The organism is Bacillus mycoides (assembly GCF_001757995.1).
Lineage (GTDB): Bacteria > Bacillota > Bacilli > Bacillales > Bacillaceae_G > Bacillus_A > Bacillus_A mycoides_B.
The window spans coordinates 26,217-51,282 of the sequence record NZ_LXLV01000031.1; the positions used below are offsets into that span (position 1 = coordinate 26,217).

Annotated in this window: 18 protein-coding genes and 3 pseudogenes; 16 read left to right on the forward strand and 5 right to left on the reverse strand. The window is 32.6% G+C overall.

The window, feature by feature from the left end; translation table 11 throughout:
• Positions 1-249: 249 nt before the first annotated feature.
• The 14 genes and pseudogenes from BWGOE10_RS11970 (at position 250) to BWGOE10_RS12025 (ending at position 15,310) form a co-directional block, all read left to right on the forward strand.
• Entirely contained in the window at positions 250-909 is a 660-nt protein-coding gene (locus tag BWGOE10_RS11970) for a CatB-related O-acetyltransferase (RefSeq protein WP_070142737.1), read from the forward strand.
• 504 nt (positions 910-1,413) lie between these two features.
• A complete protein-coding gene (locus BWGOE10_RS11975; protein ID WP_070142739.1) occupies positions 1,414-2,727 on the forward strand; it encodes a D-alanyl-D-alanine carboxypeptidase family protein in 1,314 nt (437 codons plus the stop codon).
• A gap of 541 nt (positions 2,728-3,268) precedes the next feature.
• Positions 3,269-4,378 carry an acyltransferase family protein gene (locus BWGOE10_RS11980; RefSeq protein ID WP_070142741.1) on the forward strand — a complete coding sequence of 370 codons (1,110 nt, stop codon included), beginning with the start codon at positions 3,269-3,271 and terminating at the stop codon, positions 4,376-4,378.
• A gap of 83 nt (positions 4,379-4,461) precedes the next feature.
• Positions 4,462-4,587 (forward strand): annotated as a pseudogene (locus BWGOE10_RS33995) (Fic family protein); the annotation flags it as partial.
• A gap of 2 nt (positions 4,588-4,589) precedes the next feature.
• Positions 4,590-4,676: pseudogene (locus BWGOE10_RS34000) on the forward strand (VanZ family protein); the annotation flags it as partial.
• Positions 4,677-4,870: 194 nt separating this feature from the next.
• Positions 4,871-5,464: an SGNH/GDSL hydrolase family protein gene (locus BWGOE10_RS11985; protein WP_070142742.1), complete on the forward strand. Its 594-nt coding sequence runs from the start codon at positions 4,871-4,873 to the stop codon at positions 5,462-5,464.
• Between the two features lie 471 nt (positions 5,465-5,935).
• Positions 5,936-7,903, forward strand: coding sequence for a penicillin-binding transpeptidase domain-containing protein (locus tag BWGOE10_RS11990; protein ID WP_070142744.1), 1,968 nt, complete (start codon positions 5,936-5,938; stop codon positions 7,901-7,903).
• Positions 7,904-8,522: 619 nt separating this feature from the next.
• The gene (locus BWGOE10_RS11995) at positions 8,523-9,227 is read left to right on the forward strand and encodes a response regulator transcription factor (RefSeq protein WP_070142746.1); all 705 of its coding nucleotides are present in this window, start codon (positions 8,523-8,525) and stop codon (positions 9,225-9,227) included.
• 2 nt (positions 9,228-9,229) lie between these two features.
• Positions 9,230-10,216: a sensor histidine kinase gene (locus BWGOE10_RS12000; protein WP_070142748.1), complete on the forward strand. Its 987-nt coding sequence runs from the start codon at positions 9,230-9,232 to the stop codon at positions 10,214-10,216.
• Between the two features lie 129 nt (positions 10,217-10,345).
• Complete coding sequence (locus BWGOE10_RS12005) at positions 10,346-11,116, forward strand: ABC transporter ATP-binding protein (protein ID WP_070142750.1); 771 nt, start codon at positions 10,346-10,348, stop codon at positions 11,114-11,116.
• Positions 11,091-13,028 (forward strand): FtsX-like permease family protein, encoded by a 1,938-nt coding sequence (locus tag BWGOE10_RS12010; protein ID WP_070142752.1) that lies wholly within the window; start codon positions 11,091-11,093, stop codon positions 13,026-13,028. The genes BWGOE10_RS12005 and BWGOE10_RS12010 overlap by 26 nt, the downstream gene beginning before the upstream one ends.
• Before the next feature lie 35 nt (positions 13,029-13,063).
• Positions 13,064-13,744: a lipoprotein BA_5634 family protein gene (locus BWGOE10_RS12015; protein ID WP_070142754.1), complete on the forward strand. Its 681-nt coding sequence runs from the start codon at positions 13,064-13,066 to the stop codon at positions 13,742-13,744.
• A gap of 215 nt (positions 13,745-13,959) precedes the next feature.
• Complete coding sequence (locus tag BWGOE10_RS12020; protein ID WP_000435493.1) at positions 13,960-14,493, forward strand: RNA polymerase sigma factor; 534 nt, start codon at positions 13,960-13,962, stop codon at positions 14,491-14,493.
• On the forward strand, positions 14,483-15,310 hold the full coding sequence (locus tag BWGOE10_RS12025) for an SH3 domain-containing protein (protein WP_070142756.1): 828 nt from the start codon (positions 14,483-14,485) through the stop codon (positions 15,308-15,310). Before BWGOE10_RS12020 ends, BWGOE10_RS12025 begins: the two co-directional genes overlap by 11 nt.
• 11 nt (positions 15,311-15,321) lie before the next feature.
• On the opposite strand, the gene BWGOE10_RS12030 is transcribed toward BWGOE10_RS12025, so the two are convergent.
• Positions 15,322-17,088, reverse strand: coding sequence for a peptidoglycan D,D-transpeptidase FtsI family protein (locus tag BWGOE10_RS12030; RefSeq protein WP_070142758.1), 1,767 nt, complete (start codon positions 17,086-17,088; stop codon positions 15,322-15,324).
• Positions 17,089-17,490: 402 nt separating this feature from the next.
• On the opposite strand from BWGOE10_RS12030, the gene BWGOE10_RS12035 reads away from it, so the two are divergent.
• Together BWGOE10_RS12035 and bla are read left to right on the forward strand one after the other, a co-directional pair.
• Entirely contained in the window at positions 17,491-19,626 is a 2,136-nt protein-coding gene (locus BWGOE10_RS12035) for a peptidoglycan D,D-transpeptidase FtsI family protein (RefSeq protein ID WP_070142760.1), read from the forward strand.
• A gap of 234 nt (positions 19,627-19,860) precedes the next feature.
• On the forward strand, positions 19,861-20,787 hold the full coding sequence (gene bla, locus BWGOE10_RS12040) for a class A beta-lactamase Bla1 (protein WP_410254624.1): 927 nt from the start codon (positions 19,861-19,863) through the stop codon (positions 20,785-20,787).
• A 19-nt stretch (positions 20,788-20,806) separates the two neighbouring features.
• Here bla and BWGOE10_RS33385 read toward each other — a convergent pair.
• The 4 genes and pseudogenes from BWGOE10_RS33385 to BWGOE10_RS12055 form a co-directional block, all read right to left on the reverse strand.
• Positions 20,807-20,884, reverse strand: a pseudogene (locus BWGOE10_RS33385) (undecaprenyl-diphosphatase); the annotation flags it as partial.
• A 139-nt stretch (positions 20,885-21,023) separates the two neighbouring features.
• A complete protein-coding gene (locus BWGOE10_RS12045) occupies positions 21,024-22,151 on the reverse strand; it encodes a Ger(x)C family spore germination protein (protein WP_070142762.1) in 1,128 nt (375 codons plus the stop codon).
• Complete coding sequence (locus BWGOE10_RS12050; protein WP_070142764.1) at positions 22,148-23,251, reverse strand: GerAB/ArcD/ProY family transporter; 1,104 nt, start codon at positions 23,249-23,251, stop codon at positions 22,148-22,150. The genes BWGOE10_RS12045 and BWGOE10_RS12050 overlap by 4 nt, the downstream gene beginning before the upstream one ends.
• Positions 23,238-24,746: a spore germination protein gene (locus BWGOE10_RS12055; protein WP_070142766.1), complete on the reverse strand. Its 1,509-nt coding sequence runs from the start codon at positions 24,744-24,746 to the stop codon at positions 23,238-23,240. The genes BWGOE10_RS12050 and BWGOE10_RS12055 overlap by 14 nt, the downstream gene beginning before the upstream one ends.
• Positions 24,747-25,066 lie beyond the last annotated feature (320 nt).

Sequence of the window (25,066 nt, forward strand, 5' to 3'; positions counted from 1 at the left end):
CCGTAATTTAAATGAAAAAATAAAGAGTTTCAAAAAAATTATAAAATGGTTTTCTTGTCCGTATTCTCGGATTTATTATAACTTGGTTAATTTGACTTGTGTAATTTATTACGTTATGATTTTTCATTATAACTGAAAGGCTTGAAGATAATGATTCGTCGTTTGAAAAAGTTTAAAAATGTCGCTGTCGTATTAAGCTTCTAAGTAAATTGCAAAAATCTACAATACTTAGAAGCGAGGAATATAGTTATGAAGCATCCATTATTTAATCATTGGTCTGAAACAAAGTATTTAAAAGATATAGTAACAAATCCACTCATTGAAGTAGGAGAGTACTCCTATTATTCAGGGTATTATGGAAATCAAAATTTTGAAGATGGTTGTGTAAGGTATTTATGGGGCGATGCTAAGTCCCAAGCACTTTTCAATCCAATTGAACAGATGGGTTGGCATCTTGATAAACTTATTATTGGAAATTATGTTTGTATTGCAAGTGGCGTTATCATTTTAATGGGTGGTAATCATAATCATCACTCAGAATGGATTACAGTGTATCCATTCGTTGAGCAAATCGGACAATCTTATGAACCGAAGGGTGATACAGTCATTAAAAGTGATGCCTGGATTGGTATGAATGCTATAATAATGCCTGGCGTTACAATCGGTGAAGGTGCAATCGTTGCGGCAGGATCTGTCGTATGTAAAGATATTTCGCCATATACAATAGTGGGCGGTAATCCTGCTAAGGAAATAAAAAAACGGTTCACTGATACAGAAATTAATATGCTAATGGAAATACGTTGGTTTGATTGGGATAGAAAATTAGTTGAGAGGGCAATTCCTCTTTTATCTAGTTCATCCATTGAACCTTTATTTACTTTTTATAAAAATGAAGTGAAAAATAAATAAATCAGTTAGAAAAACTACATTCTATATAGGATGTAGTTTTTTTACTACAAAAAAACTAATAGTTTAGATAAAGAAGAATTCATATTTGGTATGAGTCTAGCAAATGGTGCAAATATAGTGATTTTTGAAAAGAGACCGACAGACCCTGTCAATTAGACAATAAGAAAAAGGCTAAGCTACCAGTGTGTTTCGATATTCAATCGGGACACACTGGTTTTATTTTTTGTAAATGTGGAACAAATGTATTACTTAGATTGTCTATTAAGTGTAATCCTAAAAAATATGAAAGTACGGATCAATTTGAAAAATACAAGGGTATTAAAAATAGGGATGTGAGTGGGAATACTAAGTGTCAGTGCTCCTAAAAGGGTGGGATGAGATGGTCTATATGAAAGCGATCCTAATGTCTTATATGTATATAGAATTTGAGAACACTGTCTATTTTTTGGGGGATTATGTTAGAATAACGTTTTTTTGAGTACAAAAATATTGGAGGTAACAGAAGTGAAAGGTATGTTTTGCAAGAGATTTATTGCAAAAGTAACAGTGCTTACACTATTTTGTAGCATGGTCGTTACATTTGGAAGAGCATCAGCGGAAACAGTTCCTGTTTTAGACGTAGAAGCAGGATCAGCAATTTTAATAGAAGCAAATTCCGGGAAAATTTTATATCAAAAAAATGCAGATGAATCATTAGCAATTGCTAGTATGACAAAAATGATGAGTGAGTACTTAGTTCATGAAGCGGTGGATAAAGGAAAACTTAAATGGGATCAAAAAGTTAAAATCTCTGAATATGCATATAAGATTTCGCAAGATCGCTCATTATCAAACGTTCCATTAGAAAATGGTGGCTCTTATACGGTAAAAGAGTTATATGAGGCAATGGCAATTTACTCTGCAAACGGTGCAACAATTGCTTTAGTTGAAGAAATTGCTGGAAAAGAAGTCGATTTCGTGAAAATGATGAACGATAAGTCAAAAGAGTTTGGAATGAAACGTTATAAATTTGTAAACTCTACAGGTTTAACAAACCAAGATTTAAAAGGATATCACCCAGAAGGGACAACTCTAGAAGAGAAAAATAATATGTCCGCAAGAGATTGTGCGATTTTAGCACAACGTCTCATTCAAGATTTCCCGAAAATATTAGATACAGCAAAAATCCCCCAAAAAACATTCCAAAAGGGTGGCAAGTATCCAATTGATATGGTGAACTTTAACTTGATGTTAAAAGGTTTAATTAAGCAATACGAAGGTGTAGATGGGTTAAAAACAGGAACTACTCCAGAAGCCGGTGATTGTTTCACTGGTACAGTAGAAAGAAACGGTATGCGTCTAATCTCTGTAGTGATAAAAGCAAACTCTCATACAGCACGTTTTGATGAAACGAAGAAATTATATGATTATGGATTTGCGAATTTTGAAGTGAAGAAGGTCTATGGAAAAGATTCAGTAGTAAAAGGTCATGAAACAGTGCGAGTAGCAAATGCAAAAGACAAAGATGTAGTTGTTCAAACGAAGCAAGCTGTTTCACTTCCAATGCCAAAGGGCAACAATGACGTTTATAAAAAAGAATTTAAAGTATCGAATAAAGAACAAGAAGCACCTATTAAAAAAGGTGTAACAATTAGTCAAATGATTATTTCGCCTAAAGATAGTGCAGATCCTGGATTTTTATCAAGTAAATCATTACAAGTAGACCTTGTAACAAAATCTGATGTAGAACAAGCAAATTGGTTTACACGTTTTATGCGCGAAATCGGATCTTTCTTTAGCGGTATGTGGGATAGTGCGGTTGATATAGTAAAAAGCTAACTTTATAGGATAAAACTAAATATTAATCTGAAACCAAAAGCTTCAAAGTATTATAGATTCTTATGTGGATAGCTTGGAATGGAAGATTGCATTAATTCTCAAATTTGGTTCTTCGGAATTTTCCGTATAGCTATCAAACTAAGATGAATTTGTATCCATATAATCAAAAAACGCTATTCTTTTTGTAGAAATATACAGAAAGGATGGCGTTTATTATGAATATTTCGATTCAAAGGATTTTGGTGCAAGGTTAGTTTAATAAAGTTACATGATGAAAAACATTCATTATTCCATCGTGTGACAAAAAACAATTAATATCTGGTACTTATTTCTGTTATTAAATTTTATAGAAATTTAATAAAATCTTTTCTTTCTATTAAATATTTTGTTTTAAATTAATTATATAAAGAAATGGAGGCCAAATTGACTTTGTACTGCTTATATTAGGAATTTAAAGAAACAATATGTACAATTCTCCCACTACACTAGTATAGTGGCTTTTATTAACAGCAAAATCTACAATTTATAAGGAGAATATTTTATGAGTAAGAGAATAAAAGAATTAGATTCCATACGAGGGTTAGCGGCACTTACAGTGGTATTTGGACATTTTTGTTTAATGCTACCATCGTTGCCTAATTCTATTAAATTTTCCCCGCTTAGGTTTTTATGGGCAGGTGGAGAAGCTGTAATTGTTTTTTATGTACTAAGTGGTTTTGTGTTATCTATGGCACTTTATCATTCAAAAACAAATTATTGGGGATATTTAATTAAGCGATTTGTACGAATCTATATCCCTTATTATTTTTGGATAATCATAACCTTTGCTTTATTTATTTTGTTTTCGCCATATGAAGTGGCAGGACTACGGGATTGGTTCTATGATAGATGGCAAGGGTCTATAACAAAAATAGATATTATAAACCACTTTGTGCTTCTTAATAACTTTTTTACGGAAAATTATAATCCAGTTATCTGGTCATTGGCTCAAGAAATGCGTATATCTATTGTGTTTCCTTTGTTATTCATCCTTTTTTATAAACTGAGTTGGAAGAAAACGATACTAATTGCTTTGAGCTTTTCTTTAATTAGTGTTTTCCTTAATATGTTGCATATAGGGAAAGCAGAGGGATTTTATAATGGTTATGCTGATGCACTGCATTTCACATCTATGTTTATGGTTGGAATGTTCCTTTTTAAGCATCAGGAAAAACTTATTAATTTATATCAAAATATGAAAAAATATAAAAAAGGATTTCTTATTACATTAGGGATAATTCTATATTTATATTCCATTTTAATTTATGGTTTTTCCCGTAATGATACTACTTTCTTATTAAAAGATTGGGGTGTCGTAATTGGTGTTAGTATATTTATTATCATGGCGATGAGTAACCTAAAAGTAAAAGCATTTTTAAATAAGAGTGTATTTGTATACTTAGGGGAAATTTCATATAGTATCTATTTGTGTCATTTTCCAATCATGATGGTACTATTTAAACTTTTGTATACAAAGATACCTGTCTTCTTCCTTCTTACTTTATGTATTACAATGACAATACTTTTTTCTATAGTATCGTATCATTTAATTGAAAAGAAATGTATGAACTGGGCAAAACAAAGAACAATAAATTTCCGGAAAAAAGTGTAATGCTTGAAGGAATCTTATTTCTTTAGTACATATACGTATATTACCGATTCCTAAGTATATTAGGAATCGGTCAATTATGGATTATATATAAACATACTAAAATTGAATAAATTTTTAATTTTATACATAACTCCAAAAATCCTCTTACTAAAGAGAATTTTCGTAACGTTTATCCAAACATAGCTGAAAATACAATTAGTAAAATGTTAGTGATCCTATAATATTTTTCAAAGTAGGTGATACATTAGTCATTACAGATTATGATATAGATTACCATACTGATTCAAAAAGTTTTTCTTAATCTCTTTCTGCGAGTAAATGACGTAGATTTTCATGTTTTTGTTCATGTGGAATAGTTTAATCTATTTGTACTTGTTCATTTTAAAAATCCCCTTTGGAATTTAATTGAAATCGAAAAACATGTAGAAAGAACAATTACGTTGTGAACTATTGTATAGTGTAGATATGAATAACAAAAAAGGGGGACTAGATATGTGGAAGCGATTTGTAGCGATTGGTGATAGTTTTACAGAGGGGATAGGGGATGAAGTTGAGGGAATAGCATTAAAAAGCTGGGTAGATCATTTTGTTCAACTGAGTGTAAACGATATAGAATATGCTAATTTTGCAAAGCGTGGGTTAGTAACTAAAGAAATTCGCTCACAGCAATTGGAAAAGGCATTAACGTTTAAACCAGATTTAGTTAGTCTAATTGCAGGTGCAAACGATGTTTTAAAAGGACGTTGGAATCATCAAGAATATAAGAACGATATGGAATTTATGATAGATACATTAAGTAAAACAGATGCTGATATTATTATAGCAAACCTTCCAGATTTCACAGTTAGGCTTCCTTTTTCTTCTGAAAAAAAACAAGTATTAAAAGAACAATTATTAGAGGCAAATGAAGTTATACTTTCACTGAGTAGAGAGTATAAGCTTCATCATGTTGACTTTTGGAATCATCATTTAGTTAATGACAATACGCTTTGGTCTACAGATTTAGTTCATCCGAACTCAAAAGGATATGTAAAAGTTGCTGAATTGATTTTTAGTAGTTTGCCTGTACATGACTCTTCTAAATAAGCTGTAGAATGAACTATGATGATACCGTCAGAAACCCCTGTCGCATACCACAGGGGTTTTTGATGAGAAAAAGAAGGATATAGGACACCTATAAATTATACTTTAAGTAATTCTTTTTATTGTTTATATTTTTGTTATTTTCTGTTGCAGAATCCTTAGTATAAGGATTCTTTTTTTTATTAAAAATCTATAAAGAAAATAGATAAAATTGGTGAAAACGAACTGAAAGGTATTATAAATGAAATTGTTAAAACAACACTAATAATGATAACGTGCGCTAAATATATTCGCCTCTTTTGTTTGTAAGAATCTTAAAATCTTCCCTTTTTGAATGCAGCTTAACCATAAATTTAATTTTTTTGTAAATGTGGAACAATTTCATTACTTACACTGTCTATTAAGCGTTAAAACATTTTTTATTTAATAAATTAAGAAAGGAATAATCATTTATAACTAAGGGAGAAGATTGAATTGAAAAAAATATGGATGCTACTTTTCTTTTGTTTCGGAGTTATGTTGGTAGGATGCAATAAAGATGAACCGCCAAAACAAGCATTTGAAGAATATATCAATTTATGGAATGATAAAAAATTTGCAAATATGTATGATCATTTATCAGAACATGCAAAAAAAACGATTTCTAAAAAGGATTTCACAGAGAAATATCAAAAAATCTATGAGGGTATTGGAGTTAAGAATTTAAAAGTTAAAACGAAAGGAGAGAATACTAAAAATAAAGAACTTTTTCTTTTTGAAGTTAATATGGATACGGATGGAGGAACAGTTTCATTCATCCATGAAGCAAAACTCGTGAAAGATAAAGAATCTTGGAAAATAGATTGGACACCAGACTTCATTTTCCCAGGTATGAAAAAAGATTACAAAGTACGTATGCAAACAGAGCAAGGAAAACGCGGAGAAATATATGATCGAAATGGAAAAGGGCTTGCAATGAATGGTAAAGCGACTGAGGTTGGAATTATTCCAGAGAAACTAGGTGAAACGGCAGCGCAAACAAAAGAAATAGTAGCACATTTACTTGATATGTCTACAGAAGAGGTCGATCAGAAGCTCGCAGCGAAATGGATAAAACCAGATTCCCTTGTACCAATTGGTATTTTAAAAGAGGGAACCAGACAGAATGATTATATTGAATTAGAAGGAGTTTCATCTCGCCCAGTAAATATTCGTACGTATCCATTAGGAGAAGCAGCGGCACACTTAACGGGATATATAGGAAAGGTAAATGCAGAGGAGTTAAAATTGCTTCAAAAAAAAGGTTATCAAGCAGATGATTTAGTGGGTAAGACAGGTTTAGAGAAAGTATTAGAGAATAAATTGCGTGGTGAAAAGGGTGGACGCGTATTTATGGAAGATGAGAACGGGAAAGAGATTAAAAACTTAGCAAAAAAGGAAGCAAAAGAAGGGGAAAATGTTACGTTAACAATTGATGCTGCAATTCAAGAAAAAATCTTTAATGAGATGAAAAATGAAGCAGGATCTAGTGCAGCGGTCAACCCTAAAACGGGTGAAACAATCGCACTTGTAAGTAGCCCTGCTTATAATCCAAATATAATAGTTAGAGGAGCATCAAAAGCCCAACGAGAAGCATGGAATAACGACGAGAAACTGCCAATGATGAATCGCTTCACACAAGCATTTGTACCAGGTTCTGTATTTAAAACGATTACAGGTGCAATTGGTTTGGAAACAAAAACAATAAATCCTAAGGACGAATTTAAAATTCAAGGATTAAAGTGGACAAAAGATTCATCGTGGGGAAATTATTATGTAACACGTGTGAAGGATGCTAGTCCGATTGATTTTGATAAGGCAATGAAGTACTCTGATAATATTTATTTTGCTCAGCAAGCTTTAAAAATGGGAAAAGATCAGTATGTAAGTGAATTTAAGAAGTACGGATTTCATGAAAAATTACCCATTGAATACGAATTTCCTATTTCAACAATTGCAAAAGATGGGATAAAAAATGATATTCAACTAGCAGACACGGGATACGGACAAGGACAAGTATTAATGACACCACTTCATTTAGCATTAACATATGCACCGATTGTGAATGAAGGGAATATTCCGTCGCCTCACCTTTTAAAAGAAGCAAAAGTAGCGGGGAATTGGAAAGAAAATGTGATTTCTAAAAAGAATCAAGAGATATTAAAGAGTGCATTAATAAAAGTCATTAATGACCCTGATGGCGCGGGGAGAATTGCTAAGGTTGATGGTGTAACTCTTGCTGGTAAAACCGGTACAGCAGAACTGAAAGAGTCGAAAGAAGCAGACGGAAAAGAACTTGGATGGTTTGCAGCTTTTGATGCAAATGCGCCAGACATGATTGTTACCATGATGGTCGAAGATGTAAAAGGAAGAGGGGGAAGTAATGTTCCAGGCGAAAAAATAAAACATATTTTCCAGAAATAATAGTTAATTAGAAGGTGAAATCGGCTGATACTGATATGTTAGTTTAGATTTTATGATTTTAATAATCGTATTTAATTACGTGTTTTTACACAATTAAATACGATTATTTTTTATTTGAAAATTATAAAACAAAAAGTTTAAAATGTTAAATTAAATAATTAAAATTTAAAAAATAAGAGAGCTATTATACTTAACTTTATTTTCAGAAACATTACACAGCTGTTAGATTCGAGTAAGGTTATTCAATATAAGTAAGAGGGAAATTTCTTTATAATAAAAGATAAAAGTATATTTTATATTCTTACAGATAATAAACATATACTTTAACTAGTCCTACTTAATGACCTTGCGGCATGTTTGAAGAGAGAGATTCCTGCGGACACCGATGTAACCGTGGGTTGATCGAACGTTAAAGCTTTTACGATTTCAAAGATTTTTCTGCAACCAACCTCATATGTTCTGTTTTCAAAGAAAAATTTGTACAACTAAATCGGAGCAAACATCTTGGCTTACGCCAACCGGCATTCATCTTCCTCTTATGTGCTGATGCAATAATACCTTCACCTAAATTGATGAGGGAGCCTTCTATCGGAAAAGATAAATAAAAGGAGCTTAATATATGTATAAAATTATGATTGTAGAAGACGACCAAAAAATTTCTAAATTACTTCAATCCCATATTAACAAGTACGGATATGAAGGGAACATTACAGAGGATTTTGAAAATGTTTTGGTCAACTTTGAAAAAATCCAGCCCGATTTAGTTTTATTAGATATAAATTTACCGAGTTTTGATGGTTTTTACTGGTGCCGCCAAATTAGAACGGTCTCTACTTGCCCCATTATTTTCATATCAGCACGTAGTGGAGAGATGGAGCAAGTTATGGCCCTTGAACATGGTGCCGACGATTATATCACTAAACCGTTTCATTATGAAGTTGTAATGGCAAAAATCCGAAGTCATCTTCGAAGAATTTACGGAGAATACGCACCGAAAGCGGAAGAACGAGTTGTTCAGCAATCTGGTTTAATACTTTATCCAGAGAAAATGGAATTAAAGCTAAATGATAGCATGTGTATCCTGTCTAAAAAAGAAACGGTTTTACTAGAAACTCTCTTACGACAATCTCCTAGTATTGTTAGTCGGGAGAAAATCTTAGAAAAGCTTTGGGATGACTATACGTATGTAGATGATAATACTTTAAGTGTAAATGTTACACGTGTCCGAAAAAAATTAGAGGGAATCGGAATAAAAAATGCATTAGAAACAGTTCGTGGTGCTGGATATCGTTTGAAAATAACTTGGAAGAATGATGAGGTATAATAATGAATTTATTTTTACGTGAACAAATACCTTTCATCTGTTTCTCAATCATTCAGCTATTTGTCGTTTTAACTGTTTATTGGCTGGATGGATATGATCACTTATCTACTGCATTATATAGTGTGTTTTTAGGGGGATGCTTTTTAATTGGGTTTTTACTTTATCGCTATTATAGCCATCGTAGATTTTATAACAAATTATCCACTCCTTCAGAAACATTAGAGGAATCCTTAGAAGAACTCGATTCTACTCCATTATCAGTAGCACTTCAGCGTATGTTAAAAACACAATACAGTCAATATCATCACCAGTTAAAGACTTGGGAATATAAACAAAAAGAGCACCTCACATTTATTAATCAATGGGTGCATCAGATGAAAACGCCTTTATCAGTTATTGAATTGATCACACAAGAAGAGAATGGGGAGGCTTTTGAAAGTATTGTAGAAGAAGTAGATCAAATGCAGTACGGATTAGAAATGGTCTTATATATGGCGCGATTACAAACGTTTGAGCAAGATTTTTATGTGGAAAGAGTTTCGTTACAGGATGTTGTTCAAGAAGTAATCCGTGAAAATAAACGTCTGTTTATCCGTAACTATGTATATCCAGAAGTAAAAGTAAAACAAACTATTATGGTAGAAACCGATAGAAAGTGGCTTCGGTTTGTTATTCATCAAGTGATATCCAATGCCATTAAGTATTCAGCAGGAAGTAGAAAAAACGTTACTATTACTACATTAGAAGCAGAGCGCTCTATAATTCTTGAAATACAAGATCATGGTGTGGGAATTCCAAAAGAAGATCTTCCGAGAGTGTTCCGCCCATTTTATACAGGAATAAACGGTCGGAAATTTAAGGAATCTACTGGTATGGGATTATATCTAGTGAAAAATATTATAAAAAGATTGGAACATAATATTGAAATAGAGTCGGAAGTAGGAAAAGGAACAACAATCCGTATCATTTTCCCTTATGCAAATCGTTAGAATATTATATGTTTTTGACTTTTCAGAAATCTTACAGTCCTGTTAGATACATGAAAGGTTAATCGATATGAGAAGAAGGGAAGTTTAGATAAACTTAGGTTATCAAAAGATAATAAGGAGCAAAATGATATGGAAATATTAAAAGTTTGTGAACTAAGTAAAATCTATACAGGAAAGGTATCTTATGAAGCACTATCCGACATTAATTTGAATGTGAAGAAAGGGGAGTTTGTAGGAATAATGGGGCCATCAGGAAGTGGAAAAACTACTTTGTTAAATATGGTTTCTACTATTGATTCTCCCACATCAGGAGAAATATTGATTAATGGAGAAAATCCATATCAATTATCTCAAAATGAACTGGCATTATTTCGAAGACGTGAATTAGGCTTTGTGTTTCAAGCATTCAATCTTCTTACAACATTAACTGTAAAAGAAAATATTGTTCTTCCTCTGACGTTAGATGGTACTAAAGTTGAGGAAATGAATCAGAAGGTAGATGGTATTGCAGAAAAATTAGGCATTCAAGATATATTAAATAAACGAACATATGAAATATCGGGTGGGCAAGCACAAAGAACAGCCATTGCACGCGCTCTAATTCATAAACCTAAATTACTACTAGCAGATGAACCGACGGGAAACTTAGATTCAAAAGCGGCTAATGATGTAATGGAGTTATTAAAACGATTAAATAAAGAACAAGATGCAACAATGATGCTTGTTACGCACGATCCAGTGGCTGCAAGTTTTTGTGATCGTGTTGTATTTATTAAAGACGGAAAATTGTATAACGAAATTTATAATGGAGAAAACCAACAAATGTTTTATCAAAAAATTATAGATGTACTTGCATTACTAGGAGGTCGTAAGCATGACTTTTCAAAGATTCGCTTTTAATAATATCATTCGAAGTAAGCGGACTTATGCTGCACACTTTCTAAGTAGCTCATTTTCAGTTATGGTTTTTTTCACATATTCACTCTTACTTTTCCATCCTGATTTACAAGGAGAACTAGTCTCCACAAGTAAAACAATGAGTCTTTTAGGAACAATGGGAATGCAAATATCTCAATATCTCATTTTTGTATTTTCATTCTTCTTTCTTTTATATTCGGGGAGTTCTTTTTTAAAAACAAGAAAAAAAGAATTTGGAATTTTAATCATGCATGGTATGTCACCGGCGCAGTTAAACAAATTAATTTTTTTAGAAAATATGTTAATTGGAATCGGATCTATTATGTTTGGTATCTTAATTGGATTGATATTTGCAAAGCTCAATTTATTAGCAAGTGAAAATATATTAGCGATTGATAAGGGGCTTCCTTTTTACGTTCCTATAAAAGCTGTCTTAATGACAACTGGCGCATTTTTGATTCTGTTTCTAGTTATTTCGTTGTTTACTTCTAAAATGGTAAAAGGAAACAAGTTGATTGATTTGATGAAATCAGAGGAAAAACCAAAACCAGAGCCAAAGGCATCAAAAGGATTGGCATGCCTTTCCATATTCTTCATTGGATTAGGGTATGGATGTGTGTTCTATTTCGTACTAGAAAGAAACTTCATTATGCCTTACTTACTTGGAGGGGTAGTCTTTGTAGTGATAGGGACATATTTTTTATTTTCACAGTTGAGCGTGTATGTAATACGTGTCTTAAAGAAAAAAGACACTTTGTTTTTTAATAAAACAAACCTTCTTACTATATCTGAATTGGCCTATCGTATGAAGGATAATGCAACTATGTTCTTTATGCTAGCGATCGTTTCCGCTGTGGCCTTCACAGGGATTGGTACATGCCTAGCAATGGGAAATAAGGGATTAACTGAAATGACCAACCCATTTGCATTTACCTATACTTCGTTAGGAGAAAATTTACAAGAAGAAGAGCACATTACAGAAATAAAAAAACAACTCACTCGCTCAAATTTCTCTTATCAGGTAGCGGTTACGAATCCTAAATTCACGGAAAATAATTTAGTGCTAATCAAAGTATCAGAGTATAACAATTTTGCGAAAATCTTTGGGTATGAAATGGAAAAGATAGATAATGATCAAGAAGTGATCATAGTACCCTCAATAGTTTCGCAAAAAGAAAAGTATGCAAGAGGAAAAGATATACCTGAGAGAATAGATGTAGTACAGGAAAACATGGAGATGTCTCTTCGGGTCAAGAAGGCAGTCCCATATATAGTTCTCCCAAATGCAATTGGAGCTATTATTGTCGTTTCGGATTCCTTGTACGATAAAATCCCTAACAGAAAGACGGAAGATGATTCTTACGTAATGAAAAGTCAATATGGATTTGTCGTGGAAAATTGGGAAAAATCAAGGGCGGTTACAAAAAAATTAGAAGCAACAATGGGTAATAATAATTTGGTGGAAGCACATCATTATTTTGAAGCATTATATTCTGAATGGATTTCTTCGAAACAAAAGAATGGTATTTTACTTATCGTCAGTGTATTAGTAGGTATCGTATTCTTTACGTTTGCAGCCAGCCTATTATACTTCCGACTATATGCAGATTTAGAAAGAGAACAACAACAATATGAAATGATTGCGAAGGTCGGTCTAAGCAAAAGAGAACTAAAGAAAATCGTAACGCGTCAGCTTATGTTAATGTTCTTCTTGCCATTAATCATAGCGATTATTCATAGTGGTGTCGCTTTTATAGCCTTGCAACAGCTAATTGACTTCTCTGTTTTCAAGATGTCCATTTTAATTATACTAGCCTTTATGTCCATTCAAAGTGTGTACTTTTTCACTGTCCGTTGGCGTTATTTACAACGGTTATATAAAAAAATCATGTAGTGTATTGATAAAACAAGCAAAGAGGAGAAAAAGAAATGAAAAAAGTAATGAAAGTGTGCATGGCAGGAATAGTGTCTATTTCTATGTTAGGAGCTTGTTCTTTTGGAAAGAAAGAAGAACCGAGGAATGCTGCTTTATTGATTGGGGAAGAACAATCATTAAAAGAAATAGTAAATCAACATAAAAGCGAAATTAAGACCAACACTTTATATAAAGTGAAAAAAGCAGAAATTGATGGCAAACAAGTATTAATTATGGATCAAAAAACTGCGGAGAAAATGGTTGAGATAGGTGTGTTGAGAGAATCAGATAATGATAATGAAGTATGGAGTTCAGACCCAATTAAGTCAGTACCTTCAGTTCCAAAGGATAAAGCTGTATTACTAGCTAGTAAGAAAAATAAAAAAATTAAGGAATTAACAATTAATGAAAAGAAAATAGATGTCCAGTATGCTAGCGATACTTGGTTTGGTCACTATCGTAATTCAGATTATGAGGAGCTAATTGTAATTGTTGATAATGCTACTTTCAATCAAATCCCTGTAAATGAAACATCAATGGAAATCCTACATTTCAATAAATCGTATGGAGAAGATAGACCATACAACTCAGATGATGTTAAGGCTGTACAAGCAGAAACTGAATGGAAAAAACTCACTAAAACTATGGAGAGTCAAGTAGATGCATTAGATTCAGTTTCTATTATAAAAAAATAGTGAAAGCATATTTAATACAGAAAAACCAGGATAAATTCTTAAAATTATCCTGGTTTTTTCATTATATCTTCCGCTTTTATATTTTTTAAGAAAGAGTTTTCTATCGAAAAAGATTATTAATGGAACAAATGAAACTTGCATCATGTCTATATATTGAAACCATAATAAAAGTGAGGGTAGTTTTATGTTTATTCAAATAAGTTTGAGGTGTGGGAATGGAACAGAAGTTTATTGAAAAATGTAATCATGATGAGCTGGACTATGTTATAAAAGACTATTGGCAAGATGTATGGAATTATTCATTTATTATTACGAAAGATCCACACTTATCAGATGACATCACACAAGATGTCTTTATAAAGGTTTTTAAACATTGGCATTCGTTTCGAAAGGAGTCATCTATTAAAACGTGGATATTAAAAATTACAAGAAATACAGCAATTAACTATTTGAAATCCTCTTATTTTAAAAGGATATCTTTAGTGGGGTTTTTTAGTGACGACAAGCAGTCTTCCTCGGCAGAACAAGAGTTTTTTAAGCAAGAGGAACTGAATGAAGTGTGGGATGTTGTATTAAAACTACCTAAAAAACACCGTGAAATACTAATATTGGACGCAAAATATGAATTATCTTATGAAGAAATGGCTGAAACATTAGGAGTGTCAATTGGAACTGTAAAATCTAGATTAAGCCGAGCGAGAAGTAAGGTTTCAAAATTAATAGGGGAGGGTAGAAGTGATGAACAATAAAAAAAATCCTGACTGGTATAGCAAATTAAAAAACGGTCCAATGGAGAACCGTAAAGATGAAGAAGAATTTATTTATAAAATAAAGCAATCGATAGACCAAAATAGTGAAGTAGATTCTGCAACATACAAAAGACCATTTCGTAGAAAAGTATTGCCTATTGTAGTTGTTTTGGCTTGTACAATGTTATTTTTTATTGTTCAACAACCTTGGCTTGATGATAACAAATCACCGGTACAAAGTAGTACTCAAATTAAGCCGAAAACAAAAGATGAATCTGCTCAAGATCCTTCACTAAAACAATTTATGAATGACTTATATCGAAGTACAAATTCTAAAAATGAAAATGATTTGTATGGAGCATTAAATGATGACGTTATATTTAAAGGGAGAACGTATTCGAAGGATGAATTGAAGGTTGATGAGGATATTTTTCATGAGTTGCAAGTCGCTCTTACAATGGGAGGCAAATTTGTGAATGATACTAAGAAAGTGTATAAAGTGCCAAGTGGATTGACAGAAAGTAATCAATCAAAGCAAGAATACTTTATATATGCAACTGTTACTGGAAACAATACAAAAATTTTAGCTGAACCAAAACTAGAATCACAAGCTTTATATGAAGTTTCTAATGAAATGGTAAAAGCTTGGATTCCGGAAAAAGTGCAGAATGATGGATTTATAAAAGTATCGACTATTAACGGTAATACTGGATATGTACCAACAAAGTATGTTTTAACTGATATTAAATATTCTTTCATGTTCGAAAAGAATGATGAAGGTAAATGGAAAATAACAAATATAGATTCTATTTGGTAAAAGAGGAAGGTTCACTTTAATGAACCTTCCTCTTTATCTTTACCTTTATCCTCTTTTTGAAGTGAATTCCAGCACTCTAAAATTTCTGACGTAACGAGAGCAGCAATATTTTTTTCCGAATTACTACCAGGAATAACGACAGAAATAGCAATTTGTGGATCTTCGGTAGGAGCATATGCAATGAAAAGAGAATGATTTATCATTCTTTCTTGCTCGTTCGGAGAACCAGTAATACCCGTTTTACCTGCGACATCAAAAGGTAAGTTTTTAATCTCCTGTATATTTTGACTCATCCCACCTTGCACGACACTCCAAAATTTCATAGGATAACGATTTGAACTTTCTAAGATTGGTTTAAACTTTTTTGTTTCCTTACCGTCCTGACCAATAATAGCACTTACAATTTGGGGTTTATATTTATCACCTTTACTTGCCAAAGTTGCTGCATATTGAGCGAGTTGAAGAGGGGTATGCACTTCATTTCCTCCCCAAGAGGCATTTAATAAAGCGGAGATTCCATTTTCAAACTTATTAGATGGATGAAATTCATATTGTCCGTCTTCTTCAAAGGGTAAATCAATCCCAGTTTTAGAACGAAGGCCGAATTGCATTAAATAATCTGTCCATATATTTGCCACTTTTTCTATATTCCCATTATTTTGGTTGAATAAGGGTAGAGCTACTTTGGCTGTCATAAATGTATTAGATGAATTAATGATAGCCTGAATCGGTGTAATTTCACCTGTTGGCGTTCCAGGTGCATTAGTAATGTTATTTTGATTATCATACTGAAAAGTACCTTTATCTAAATAAGTATCTTCGGGTTGAAAAAGCTTTTCGTTTAATCCAATTAAAATAGTAAGTGGCTTTATAGTAGAGGCCATATTTACATAAGATCCACCATACTTTAATTTTTGAATTGCTTTATTTTGCGAAAGTGATTTAATGTTTTCCTTTTTAGATGATACATGTGTATTTAATATATTGGGATCAAAAACTGCCGAGTTGGCCATAGTTAAAATTGCGCCAGTTTTTACATCGGTTACTACAACATAACCAGCGTTAGCATCATGTATTTTCTTAATTTGAGATCTTAATGTTTCCTCTGTTTTTTGCTGCAGCTTAGAGTCTAAAGCTAGCCGGACATCTTTTCCTTTTTGTACTTTTTGAATGTTCCATAAGAACTTTTTATTATTCATTTTAAAAATCAGAGTTTTTCCTGGTTTTCCTTTTAAATCATTTTCATATTGAAGCTCAATCCCACTTTTTCCAACAGGTCCATACTTAGAATTAAGGTCATTTTCTACATACCCAATTAGCTGTGAACCAATTTCATGTTTGGGATAATATCGAATTAATTCATCTTTGATTATTACATTATTGGGTTTGTTCTTGTTTATGAATGTAAGTTCATTCTCATTTATGTCAGAGTATAACGGTATATTATTCATAGTCTGCTTTTTACAAGATTGTTGTAATTGCGATTTTATGTCCTCTGCAGAAATGTCATGTTGAAACTCGCTTGAAAATTGATTGAAAAAAGCTAATGTGTTTGATGTATCTTGATTCGATAGCTTTTCATCATTAGAAGTGCAATATAGAGACTTAACTTTCTTATTTGTAGCTAGTATTACACCATTTTGATCAAAAATTTTTCCTCTTTCAGCTGAAGAAGTTGCGATAGTAATTGAAATGAAGTTGATTTTTAATAAAATTAGTAAAATCAAACCTACAATAGAAAGAACCGCAAAAAATCTCCATCTTTTTGTATGTAACATATAACCCTCCCTTATGTAGCCTATTTCATCTTATAGTTAATTATTTTTTTTGTAAATGTGGAACAACTTTATTACTTAGGTTGTCTATTAAGTATTACAGCATGAAGAAAGGAATAATCAGTATGAAAAGTTACTAGCAAGTCTATGTGTAAGTTTAATATGAGTCATTATACAGTTTAGCATTTCTAATGCAAGCGACAAAAAAATAGAGAGAAAAACAAGAAGGGAGATTTATCAATTACGCGGCTAAACCAAAAGGAATTGAAGCTTACAAGGATTTAGAAAAAAAGATAAGACACTATTTATAACTGAATGGTGGTTTCTAATATATAGGGAACGTATTTAGTATATTTATTTACTAAGTATTAGTGAGGAGTTCCGGAAGAATTATATGGAGGATTTATGAAAAAACAAAAAGGAAAGAAGCAGAAGACGTATATATCTATTCGATTAAATATAATGTTCCTTTGCATATTTCTACTATTCTCAGCTATTATTATGCAGCTAGGAAAAGTACAAATTGTTGAGGGAGAGGCTTATAAGAACCAAGTGGAAAACAGTCAAAATGAAACAACTAGTATTCCAGTTCCACGTGGACAAATTCTAGATCGAGAAGGGAAAACGGTCGTTAATAATAAATCTCTTCGCACAATTACGTATACAAGGGTGAAGGGGATTACGAGTGAAGATATATTAAAAACAGCAAAAGAATTGGCGAAAGTGCTTGAAATACCTGAACTAGATATAAATAAGTTAACCGATATCGATAAAAAAGATTTCTGGATGCAGTTGAATACGAAGCATGCGGAGACAAAGATTACTAAAAAAGATATAGAAAAGTTTAAAGAAAAGGGAATAGAGGGAAAAGAGTTAGATAAAAAAATTGAAGACTTAAGACGAAGTCGCGTTACAGAAGTAGAATTGGCAGAATTAACAGCACAAGATTTAAAGGTGTTAGCTATTAAAAGTAAAATGAGTTCAGGTTATCAACTAACACCACAAATTATTAAAAAAGATGTGACAGATCAAGAATATGCGCGGATAAGTGAAAACCTTGCGGAGTTTCCAGGAGTAGATACAACAGTTGATTGGGAACGTAATTATGTAAATGGTACTTTATTTCGTTCTGTGTTAGGTAATATTACAAGTAGTGAAGAAGGATTACCGAAAGAAAACTTAGATTCTTATTTGGTACGTGGATATAACCGTAATGATCGTGTAGGAAAAAGTTATATTGAACAACGATATGAAGATGTATTACACGGTACAAAAGAAGAAGTGAAAAACATTACTGATAAATCGGGAAACATTGTTAGCGCAGAAATAATCTCTAAAGGAAAAAGTGGTAATAGTTTAACATTAACGATTGATATGGAATTACAAAAGAAAGTGGAAGAAAGTATAGAGAAAAATTTGAGAGCTTTTAAGAGTTCAGAGCCACTGTTGGACCGAGCGTTTGTCGTCATGACAAATCCAAATAACGGACAGATTTTATCTATGGCAGGCAAAAAGATTGTAGAAAAAGAAGGGAAAATGGAGATTGAGGATTTGGCATTAGGTAACATGACAACTTCGTATGAGCTAGGGTCAGCTGTAAAAGGCGCAACGTTATTAACTGGATATGAGACAGGGGCAATACAGCCAGGAGATCAATTTTATGATGCACCGATGAAATTTAAAGGTACACAAGCTAAAAAATCGTGGAATGTATCCGGATTTGGTAATATTAATGATTTACGAGCTTTACAAGTATCTTCGAATGTATACATGTTCCAGACAGCTTTAAAAATTGCGGGAGTTAATTACGTACCAAATGGTTCGTTGGATATTAAACAAGAAGCATTTGATACGATGCGCTATTATTTTAAACAATTTGGTTTAGGTGTCCCAACAGGTATTGATTTACCGAATGAAATAATTGGACAAACGAGAAAAGTAGATAGTCAACCTGGATTTTTACTAGATTTTTCTATCGGCCAGTATGATACGTATACGCCGTTGCAATTGGCACAATATATTTCAACTATTGCAAATGGAGGCTTTAGAATGCAACCCCAAATTGTACAAGAAATACGAGAGCAATCAATAAAAGAAGAAGAGGTTGGTAAAGTTATACGCTCTATAGAGCCTGTCGTATTAAATCGAGTTGATATGAAGAAAGAACATATTGATCAGATAAAAGAAGGCTTTAGATGGGTATTCCAAGAAGGTGATGGAACTGGCGTGAAGTATTTCAAAAATGCTTCATATAAACCAGCAGGAAAGACAGGGACAGCTCAAACTGTATATGGTGGAGATGATCCAATTGGTAGAAATGCAAAAGGAGAACGTATGGAATGTTACAACTTAACATTAGTTGGATATGCTCCATATGATAATCCAGAAGTAGCATTTTCTGTAGTAGTCCCATGGCTTCATGATGATAAAAATGGAATTAATTCTATAATTGGAAAGGAAGCTTTAGATGTATACTTTGATTTAAAACAGCAACGTATACATGGTGAAGCTGCTAGTACAGATAGTTCGAATCAAAATTAGTAAAATTTGTGCACTTTCCTCAGGGGAAGAGACCCTGTTTATATAAAAGTCTTTCTAAGTTAGAGAAATAGCAGCCATCAGAGTTGCTATTTCTCTTTTTTGTTAATATCTCTGCTACTAGTTAAAAAGTTTTTTATTTATGGAACAAACTTGTTTCTTAGATTGTCAATTATGTGTTCGTATAAAGACAGGTGTTCAAATTGGATAAAGTGTATTGAAAATTTGAAAGGAATGATGATTTTGAAAAACAAGAGGATGCTAAAAATAGGAATATGTGTTGGTATATTAGGTTTAAGTCTTACAAGCCTAGAAACTTTTACAGGAGGGGCACTGCAAGTTGAAGCGAAAGAAAAGACAGGACCAGTTAAACATAAAAATCATGCGACGTATAAAGAATTCTCTCAACTTGAGAAAAAATTTGATGCTCGATTAGGTGTGTATGCTATTGATACTGGTACAAATCGAACAATTTCTTATCGACCTAATGAGCGGTTTGCCTTTGCATCAACCTACAAGGCGTTAGCGGCAGGGGTATTGTTACAGCAAAACTCAACTGAGAAATTAAAAGAAGTTATCACTTATACGAAAGACGACTTAGTGGAATATTCACCCGTTACAGAGAAACATGTAGATACCGGAATGACATTAGGAGAAATTGCTGAGGCTGCTGTTCGTTCCAGTGATAATACTGCAGGGAATATTTTATTTAATAAAATAGGCGGACCTAAAGGATATGAAAAGGCGCTTAGACAAATGGGTGATCGGATTACTATGGCTGATCGCTTTGAGACAGAGTTAAACGAGGCTATTCCAGGAGACATTCGTGACACTAGTACAGCAAAAGCAATTGCTACGAATCTTAAGGCCCTTACGGCCGGCAATGCGCTTCCAACTGATAAACGTAAAATTCTTACAGAGTGGATGAAAGGAAATGCTACAGGAGACAAACTTATTCGTGCAGGCGTACCAACTGACTGGGAAGTTGGAGATAAATCTGGTGCTGGAAGTTACGGGACGCGAAATGACATTGCTATCGTTTGGCCGCCGAATAGGGCACCTATTATCATCGCAATTTTATCTAGTAAAGATGAGAAAGAGGCTACCTATGATAATCAACTAATTGCAGAGGCAGCTGAAGTTATAGTTAAGGCTCTTAGGTGATAATCTCTCAATTCTTTATTTAATGTAATTGAAAATATGAACTTGGAAAGCGATTCTTTTTAATGTGAAAAGAATCGCTTTCTTGTATTCCTATCATGAATAGTATAAAAGAAAAAATCTATTGGCTAGAATCAAATCAAAAGACCCTTCCTCAAGTATAATCACTCTTCACATAATAATACTGGAGGAAGGAAAATTCATAGGAGAAATTATATAAAATACAAGAATAGGGTGATCTAATTTCTAATGGTCCCAGTATCTTTTATTTTGACGTGTGTCTTTACATTTATTTTAGCCTCTGCTAACGCTTGCAACCAATTTCCTTTTAGTTTTTTCCACTCTTTATATTGAAAAGCTCTAGCATATAGGGATAATCCGATTGGATCAATTTTATTCTGCTGTATTTCATCCAAAATATCTTGTAACTTCTTATTAATTTCTTTTTGAATAGCGCTCTTTAAATTATTTATATTTTTTTTATTATCATAATGTCCCTTAATTAAATTCGCATTGGTTTTTTCTATTAAAGCTACATTTGCATTTATATCGAGATTAAATACAAACTTTCCGTTTTGAAAATTAACATCTACCTTCCTTGTCGCATTCTGTACCAAGATAGAAGTGTTTGGTTTTTTGTTGGATTTTTTAGGAGGAAGCGCAAGGTGTAGTATCATCCGACCTTTATTTTTGGGCTTATTTATAAGATTGAAGAATTTAACATCTTTTTTAGGGATATGAGTTAAAAATTTTCCTTGTTGATCTAAAAGTGCAATTCCTATCGTGTCAATTTCATTTTTTGTTTTTTTGATAACTGGAACAGCTTGTGTCATTCCTTCTTCATTTTTTTCTCTCATTAATTGTTGAATAGTGGAAGAAACGGATTGATTATTTTGAATGGAGGATTCGATTACACTACTTATATAAGATGGTAGTGATGGTTTATCGGGCTTATTAATTGTGAAAATTTCTTCTACAGGTCCATCAACAAGTACTACTTTAGCATTAATGGTAGCGTACGGGTCACGGTAAGAAGAATCAAGCTCCAGCATCCAATTTGCTTCTTGTGCTAATTTTTTTCCAATTAAAATGATTTCGGCTTTGGAGGCTGTCATATAACCCGTTAACTTCGTATCTATCTTACTGAATCCATTATATACAGTTGATGCCTGCGTCCAATGCTCTATAGTATTTTTTTGCTGTTTATGATGAAAGAGTGGTATGCTTGTGCCCACCTTTACGTCTCCATTAGAGTTTCTATCCAAGGCAATTAAAAGGATTAATGAAACCTTCTCAAGTGGAATTCTCTGACTACAACCAATTAAACATACACAACAGATTACAATCCATATCCATTTTCGAATCAAAGCTGTTTCCTCCTAGTAAACCAAGTAAAAAGAATGCTGTAAGCGAAAAAGAAGATTGGTAATAGAATAAAGAAAATGATATTTAAGATATCCATAAGAGAATATATAAATAAATATTGATCCACATCGGGATTTAGAAAAACGAATAAGCCGACTATTAATAGCATAAAACCAGCCAGCACCCAATTGCGAACGGTTTTTTGAAATAAAATGGTCACAGATTCGAAACTGAAAAATAAATACGGATATATTGTAGTGGAAAATACAATCAAATAGTAAGCGATATATATAATTTCTAATCGTTCTATGAAAGAAAAACGAACCCCTTTTAACAGATGAAATACTGGCCAAATTACGTCTTTTATCCCCTCCGGACTAAAGTATATATAAGAAAGAATAGTCACATATAGATAGAAAAACATGGTTCCAGTATTCGCTATTAGTATTCCTTTTATGGCTTTTTGCTTTTTTTGTAAGAACGGATAAATAAAATATGCAATTTCTAAGCCTGCATAAGGAGTAATGGTTTCTTTCGTTGCCTTTACAATAGGGTATAAGCCATCTTTAAAAATAGGTAGTAAGTGTAAAGGATTGTAGTTACTCTTTAGTGAAAAAAGAAGAAATAGTGGCATCCAAGTAGTGAAGAAGAAAACAAGCATAGAATAACTAGTAAGAGCCCTTAACCCACTCAGGGCTAAAATAATAAAAGGCAATAGTAATAATATGGCGATTTGATAAGCAGGAGTGGAAGGGAATACCCACACTTTTACAATATCAGTTGCCTTTAATAAAGTGTTAAAACCAGCAAAAAATAGATAAAAGGCATATAAAAGAAGAAAAATTGTCCCAAGCCATTTACCAAAGTATGTTTTTAAAATCTGTGAGAAGTTTTTGTTAGGATTTTTTTGTAACATTAATATAATAAATACGCCAATTATAGAAGTAGTTATCCAACCCAGAATGATAGAAATCCAGCCATCTGTGCCAGCGGTAGTAGCAAGTGGGCTTGGCATAATTAACATACCTGATGCAAGTTGCAGTGAATGAATGAAAACAATATATTCGAATGAAGTTATGTTTTGGAATTTAAGATTCCCCATGTGAACCACCTTCTTTTTTCTTTCTTTGTTTCGGCTGTCCTGTACTCGAGCGGGTGGTGATCATAGAAATAGGAAATCTTACAAAAGAATCTTTTAACTCTTGGAGACGAAATGGTGCTATTGGCAATCCATATGGTGAACCATAGGAAGTTAGTGAAACAAAATGAGCAAATAAGAGCATTAATCCACTAACAATACCTACAATCCCATAAAAATAGGCCAATAACATCATTGGAAAACGAATAAGCCGAATACAACTTGATAAATCATAATTAGAAACAATAAATGATGCAATAGCAGTAATAGACACGATAATAACCATAACATTACTCACAAGCCCAGCTTGAACAGCCGCCTGCCCAATTACAATCCCTCCAACAATTCCAATTGTTTGTCCAATTGGTTGTGGTAAGCGAATACCAGCTTCACGTAGCATTTCTAGTGTGATTTCCATTATAAAAGCTTCCAATAAAGGAGAGAAAGGGACTTTAACTCTTGACGTTGCAATAGAAGTGTATAGATCTAAAGGAATGATTTCAAAGTGAAAAGAGACTATAGCAATATAAAATGCAGGTAAAAAAATAGCTATATTAAATCCTGCAAATCGTAATAAGCGAAAAAATGATGCAATGAGCCAATGTATATTATAATCATCTGGAGTCTGAAAAAATCCAATTAAATTTATTGGGACAATCATCGCACCAGGAGATCTATCAATTAACACTGCTACTTTTCCATCAAGTATATGATTAGAAATGGCATCTGGGCGTTCACTTAAATAAGCCTGTGGAAAAGGAGTCCAATTTTGATCCTTTGTAAAATTAGATAGTTCTCCAATGCTCAATACCGCATCTGTTTTAATTTTACAGATTCTAGTTTCTATTTCTTGGACCACATCTTCGTTTGCTACATCCCCTAAGTAAATTAAATAGACTAAAGAAGTGGCGCGTTCTCCAATTGTCAATTTTTTAATTTTCAATTCAGTAGAAGGAATATATCGACGAATTAAGCCTATGTTTTTTGTGGCATTCTCAATAAACCCATCATGTGAGCCTTTAATAGTAACTTCTGAAATGGGTTCTTGAATCGCTCTCTCTGCCCAACCTTTTGTATTTATTAGAAGGGACCTCTTTTCTCCTTCCATAAACAGTACACATTGTCCCTCAAGTAATCCTTCTTTAATTTCATTCCACGTATATACTATTTTGGTATGAGTAGCAATAATATTAGAATTAAATATTTGACTGTCTTCATTCACTTCTTGTAATAATGGTGTAACAACATTTCCTTTTAATGCAACACCATCTGTAAGGCCTTCAAAATAATATAGTAAAATATTCGTGTTTGTTTTTAATTGCAAAGGATGTTCAATCAAATCTGCACTAATATTAAAGATGTTATCTAATGTATTTTTAAGTTCTTTTAAGTTACTTGTTTGGATTTTTTCAATGGTTTTATCTGTCTTTGTTTCTAGGGTCTGTTCATTTAAGGACAAAATTGACACCTCTTTAATATATAACGATTAGTTGTAGTTATTATTTTTATATGTTTGAATTTTATTCACTAATTTAAACGGATTGAGATCAAGAATAACTAAAATTGAAGTACTATATTATAAATTCAATAATTGAGAGTAAAAAAGTAGATGTAATTTGTGTAGAAATCTAAGTATCAAGATAGAAGTGAAATTTGAATGATTATAATAAAAAAGAACCCTTGATAGGTTCTTTTTAATAGTTGGTAAATATGTTGTCAACAATAGATGGCGATAAAGGTAGTAATTTAGATGTCTTTATGTTACTCAGCTGAATTTTG

Bases quoted from the DNA above. Each gene is read 5' to 3' on its own strand.
- BWGOE10_RS11970 (WP_070142737.1), top strand. From the start codon at position 250: ATGAAGCATCCATTATTTAATCATTGGTCTGAAACAAAGTATTTAAAA.
- BWGOE10_RS11980 (WP_070142741.1), top strand. From the start codon at position 3,269: ATGAGTAAGAGAATAAAAGAATTAGATTCCATACGAGGGTTAGCGGCA.
- BWGOE10_RS11985 (WP_070142742.1), top strand. From the start codon at position 4,871: ATGTGGAAGCGATTTGTAGCGATTGGTGATAGTTTTACAGAGGGGATA.
- BWGOE10_RS11995 (WP_070142746.1), top strand. From the start codon at position 8,523: ATGTATAAAATTATGATTGTAGAAGACGACCAAAAAATTTCTAAATTA.
- BWGOE10_RS12000 (WP_070142748.1), top strand. From the start codon at position 9,230: ATGAATTTATTTTTACGTGAACAAATACCTTTCATCTGTTTCTCAATC.
- BWGOE10_RS12005 (WP_070142750.1), top strand. From the start codon at position 10,346: ATGGAAATATTAAAAGTTTGTGAACTAAGTAAAATCTATACAGGAAAG.
- BWGOE10_RS12010 (WP_070142752.1), top strand. From the start codon at position 11,091: ATGACTTTTCAAAGATTCGCTTTTAATAATATCATTCGAAGTAAGCGG.
- BWGOE10_RS12015 (WP_070142754.1), top strand. From the start codon at position 13,064: ATGAAAAAAGTAATGAAAGTGTGCATGGCAGGAATAGTGTCTATTTCT.
- BWGOE10_RS12020 (WP_000435493.1), top strand. From the start codon at position 13,960: ATGGAACAGAAGTTTATTGAAAAATGTAATCATGATGAGCTGGACTAT.
- BWGOE10_RS12025 (WP_070142756.1), top strand. From the start codon at position 14,483: ATGAACAATAAAAAAAATCCTGACTGGTATAGCAAATTAAAAAACGGT.
- BWGOE10_RS12030 (WP_070142758.1), bottom strand. From the start codon at position 17,088: ATGTTACATACAAAAAGATGGAGATTTTTTGCGGTTCTTTCTATTGTA.
- BWGOE10_RS12035 (WP_070142760.1), top strand. From the start codon at position 17,491: ATGAAAAAACAAAAAGGAAAGAAGCAGAAGACGTATATATCTATTCGA.
- bla (WP_410254624.1), top strand. From the start codon at position 19,861: ATGATTTTGAAAAACAAGAGGATGCTAAAAATAGGAATATGTGTTGGT.
- BWGOE10_RS12050 (WP_070142764.1), bottom strand. From the start codon at position 23,251: ATGGGGAATCTTAAATTCCAAAACATAACTTCATTCGAATATATTGTT.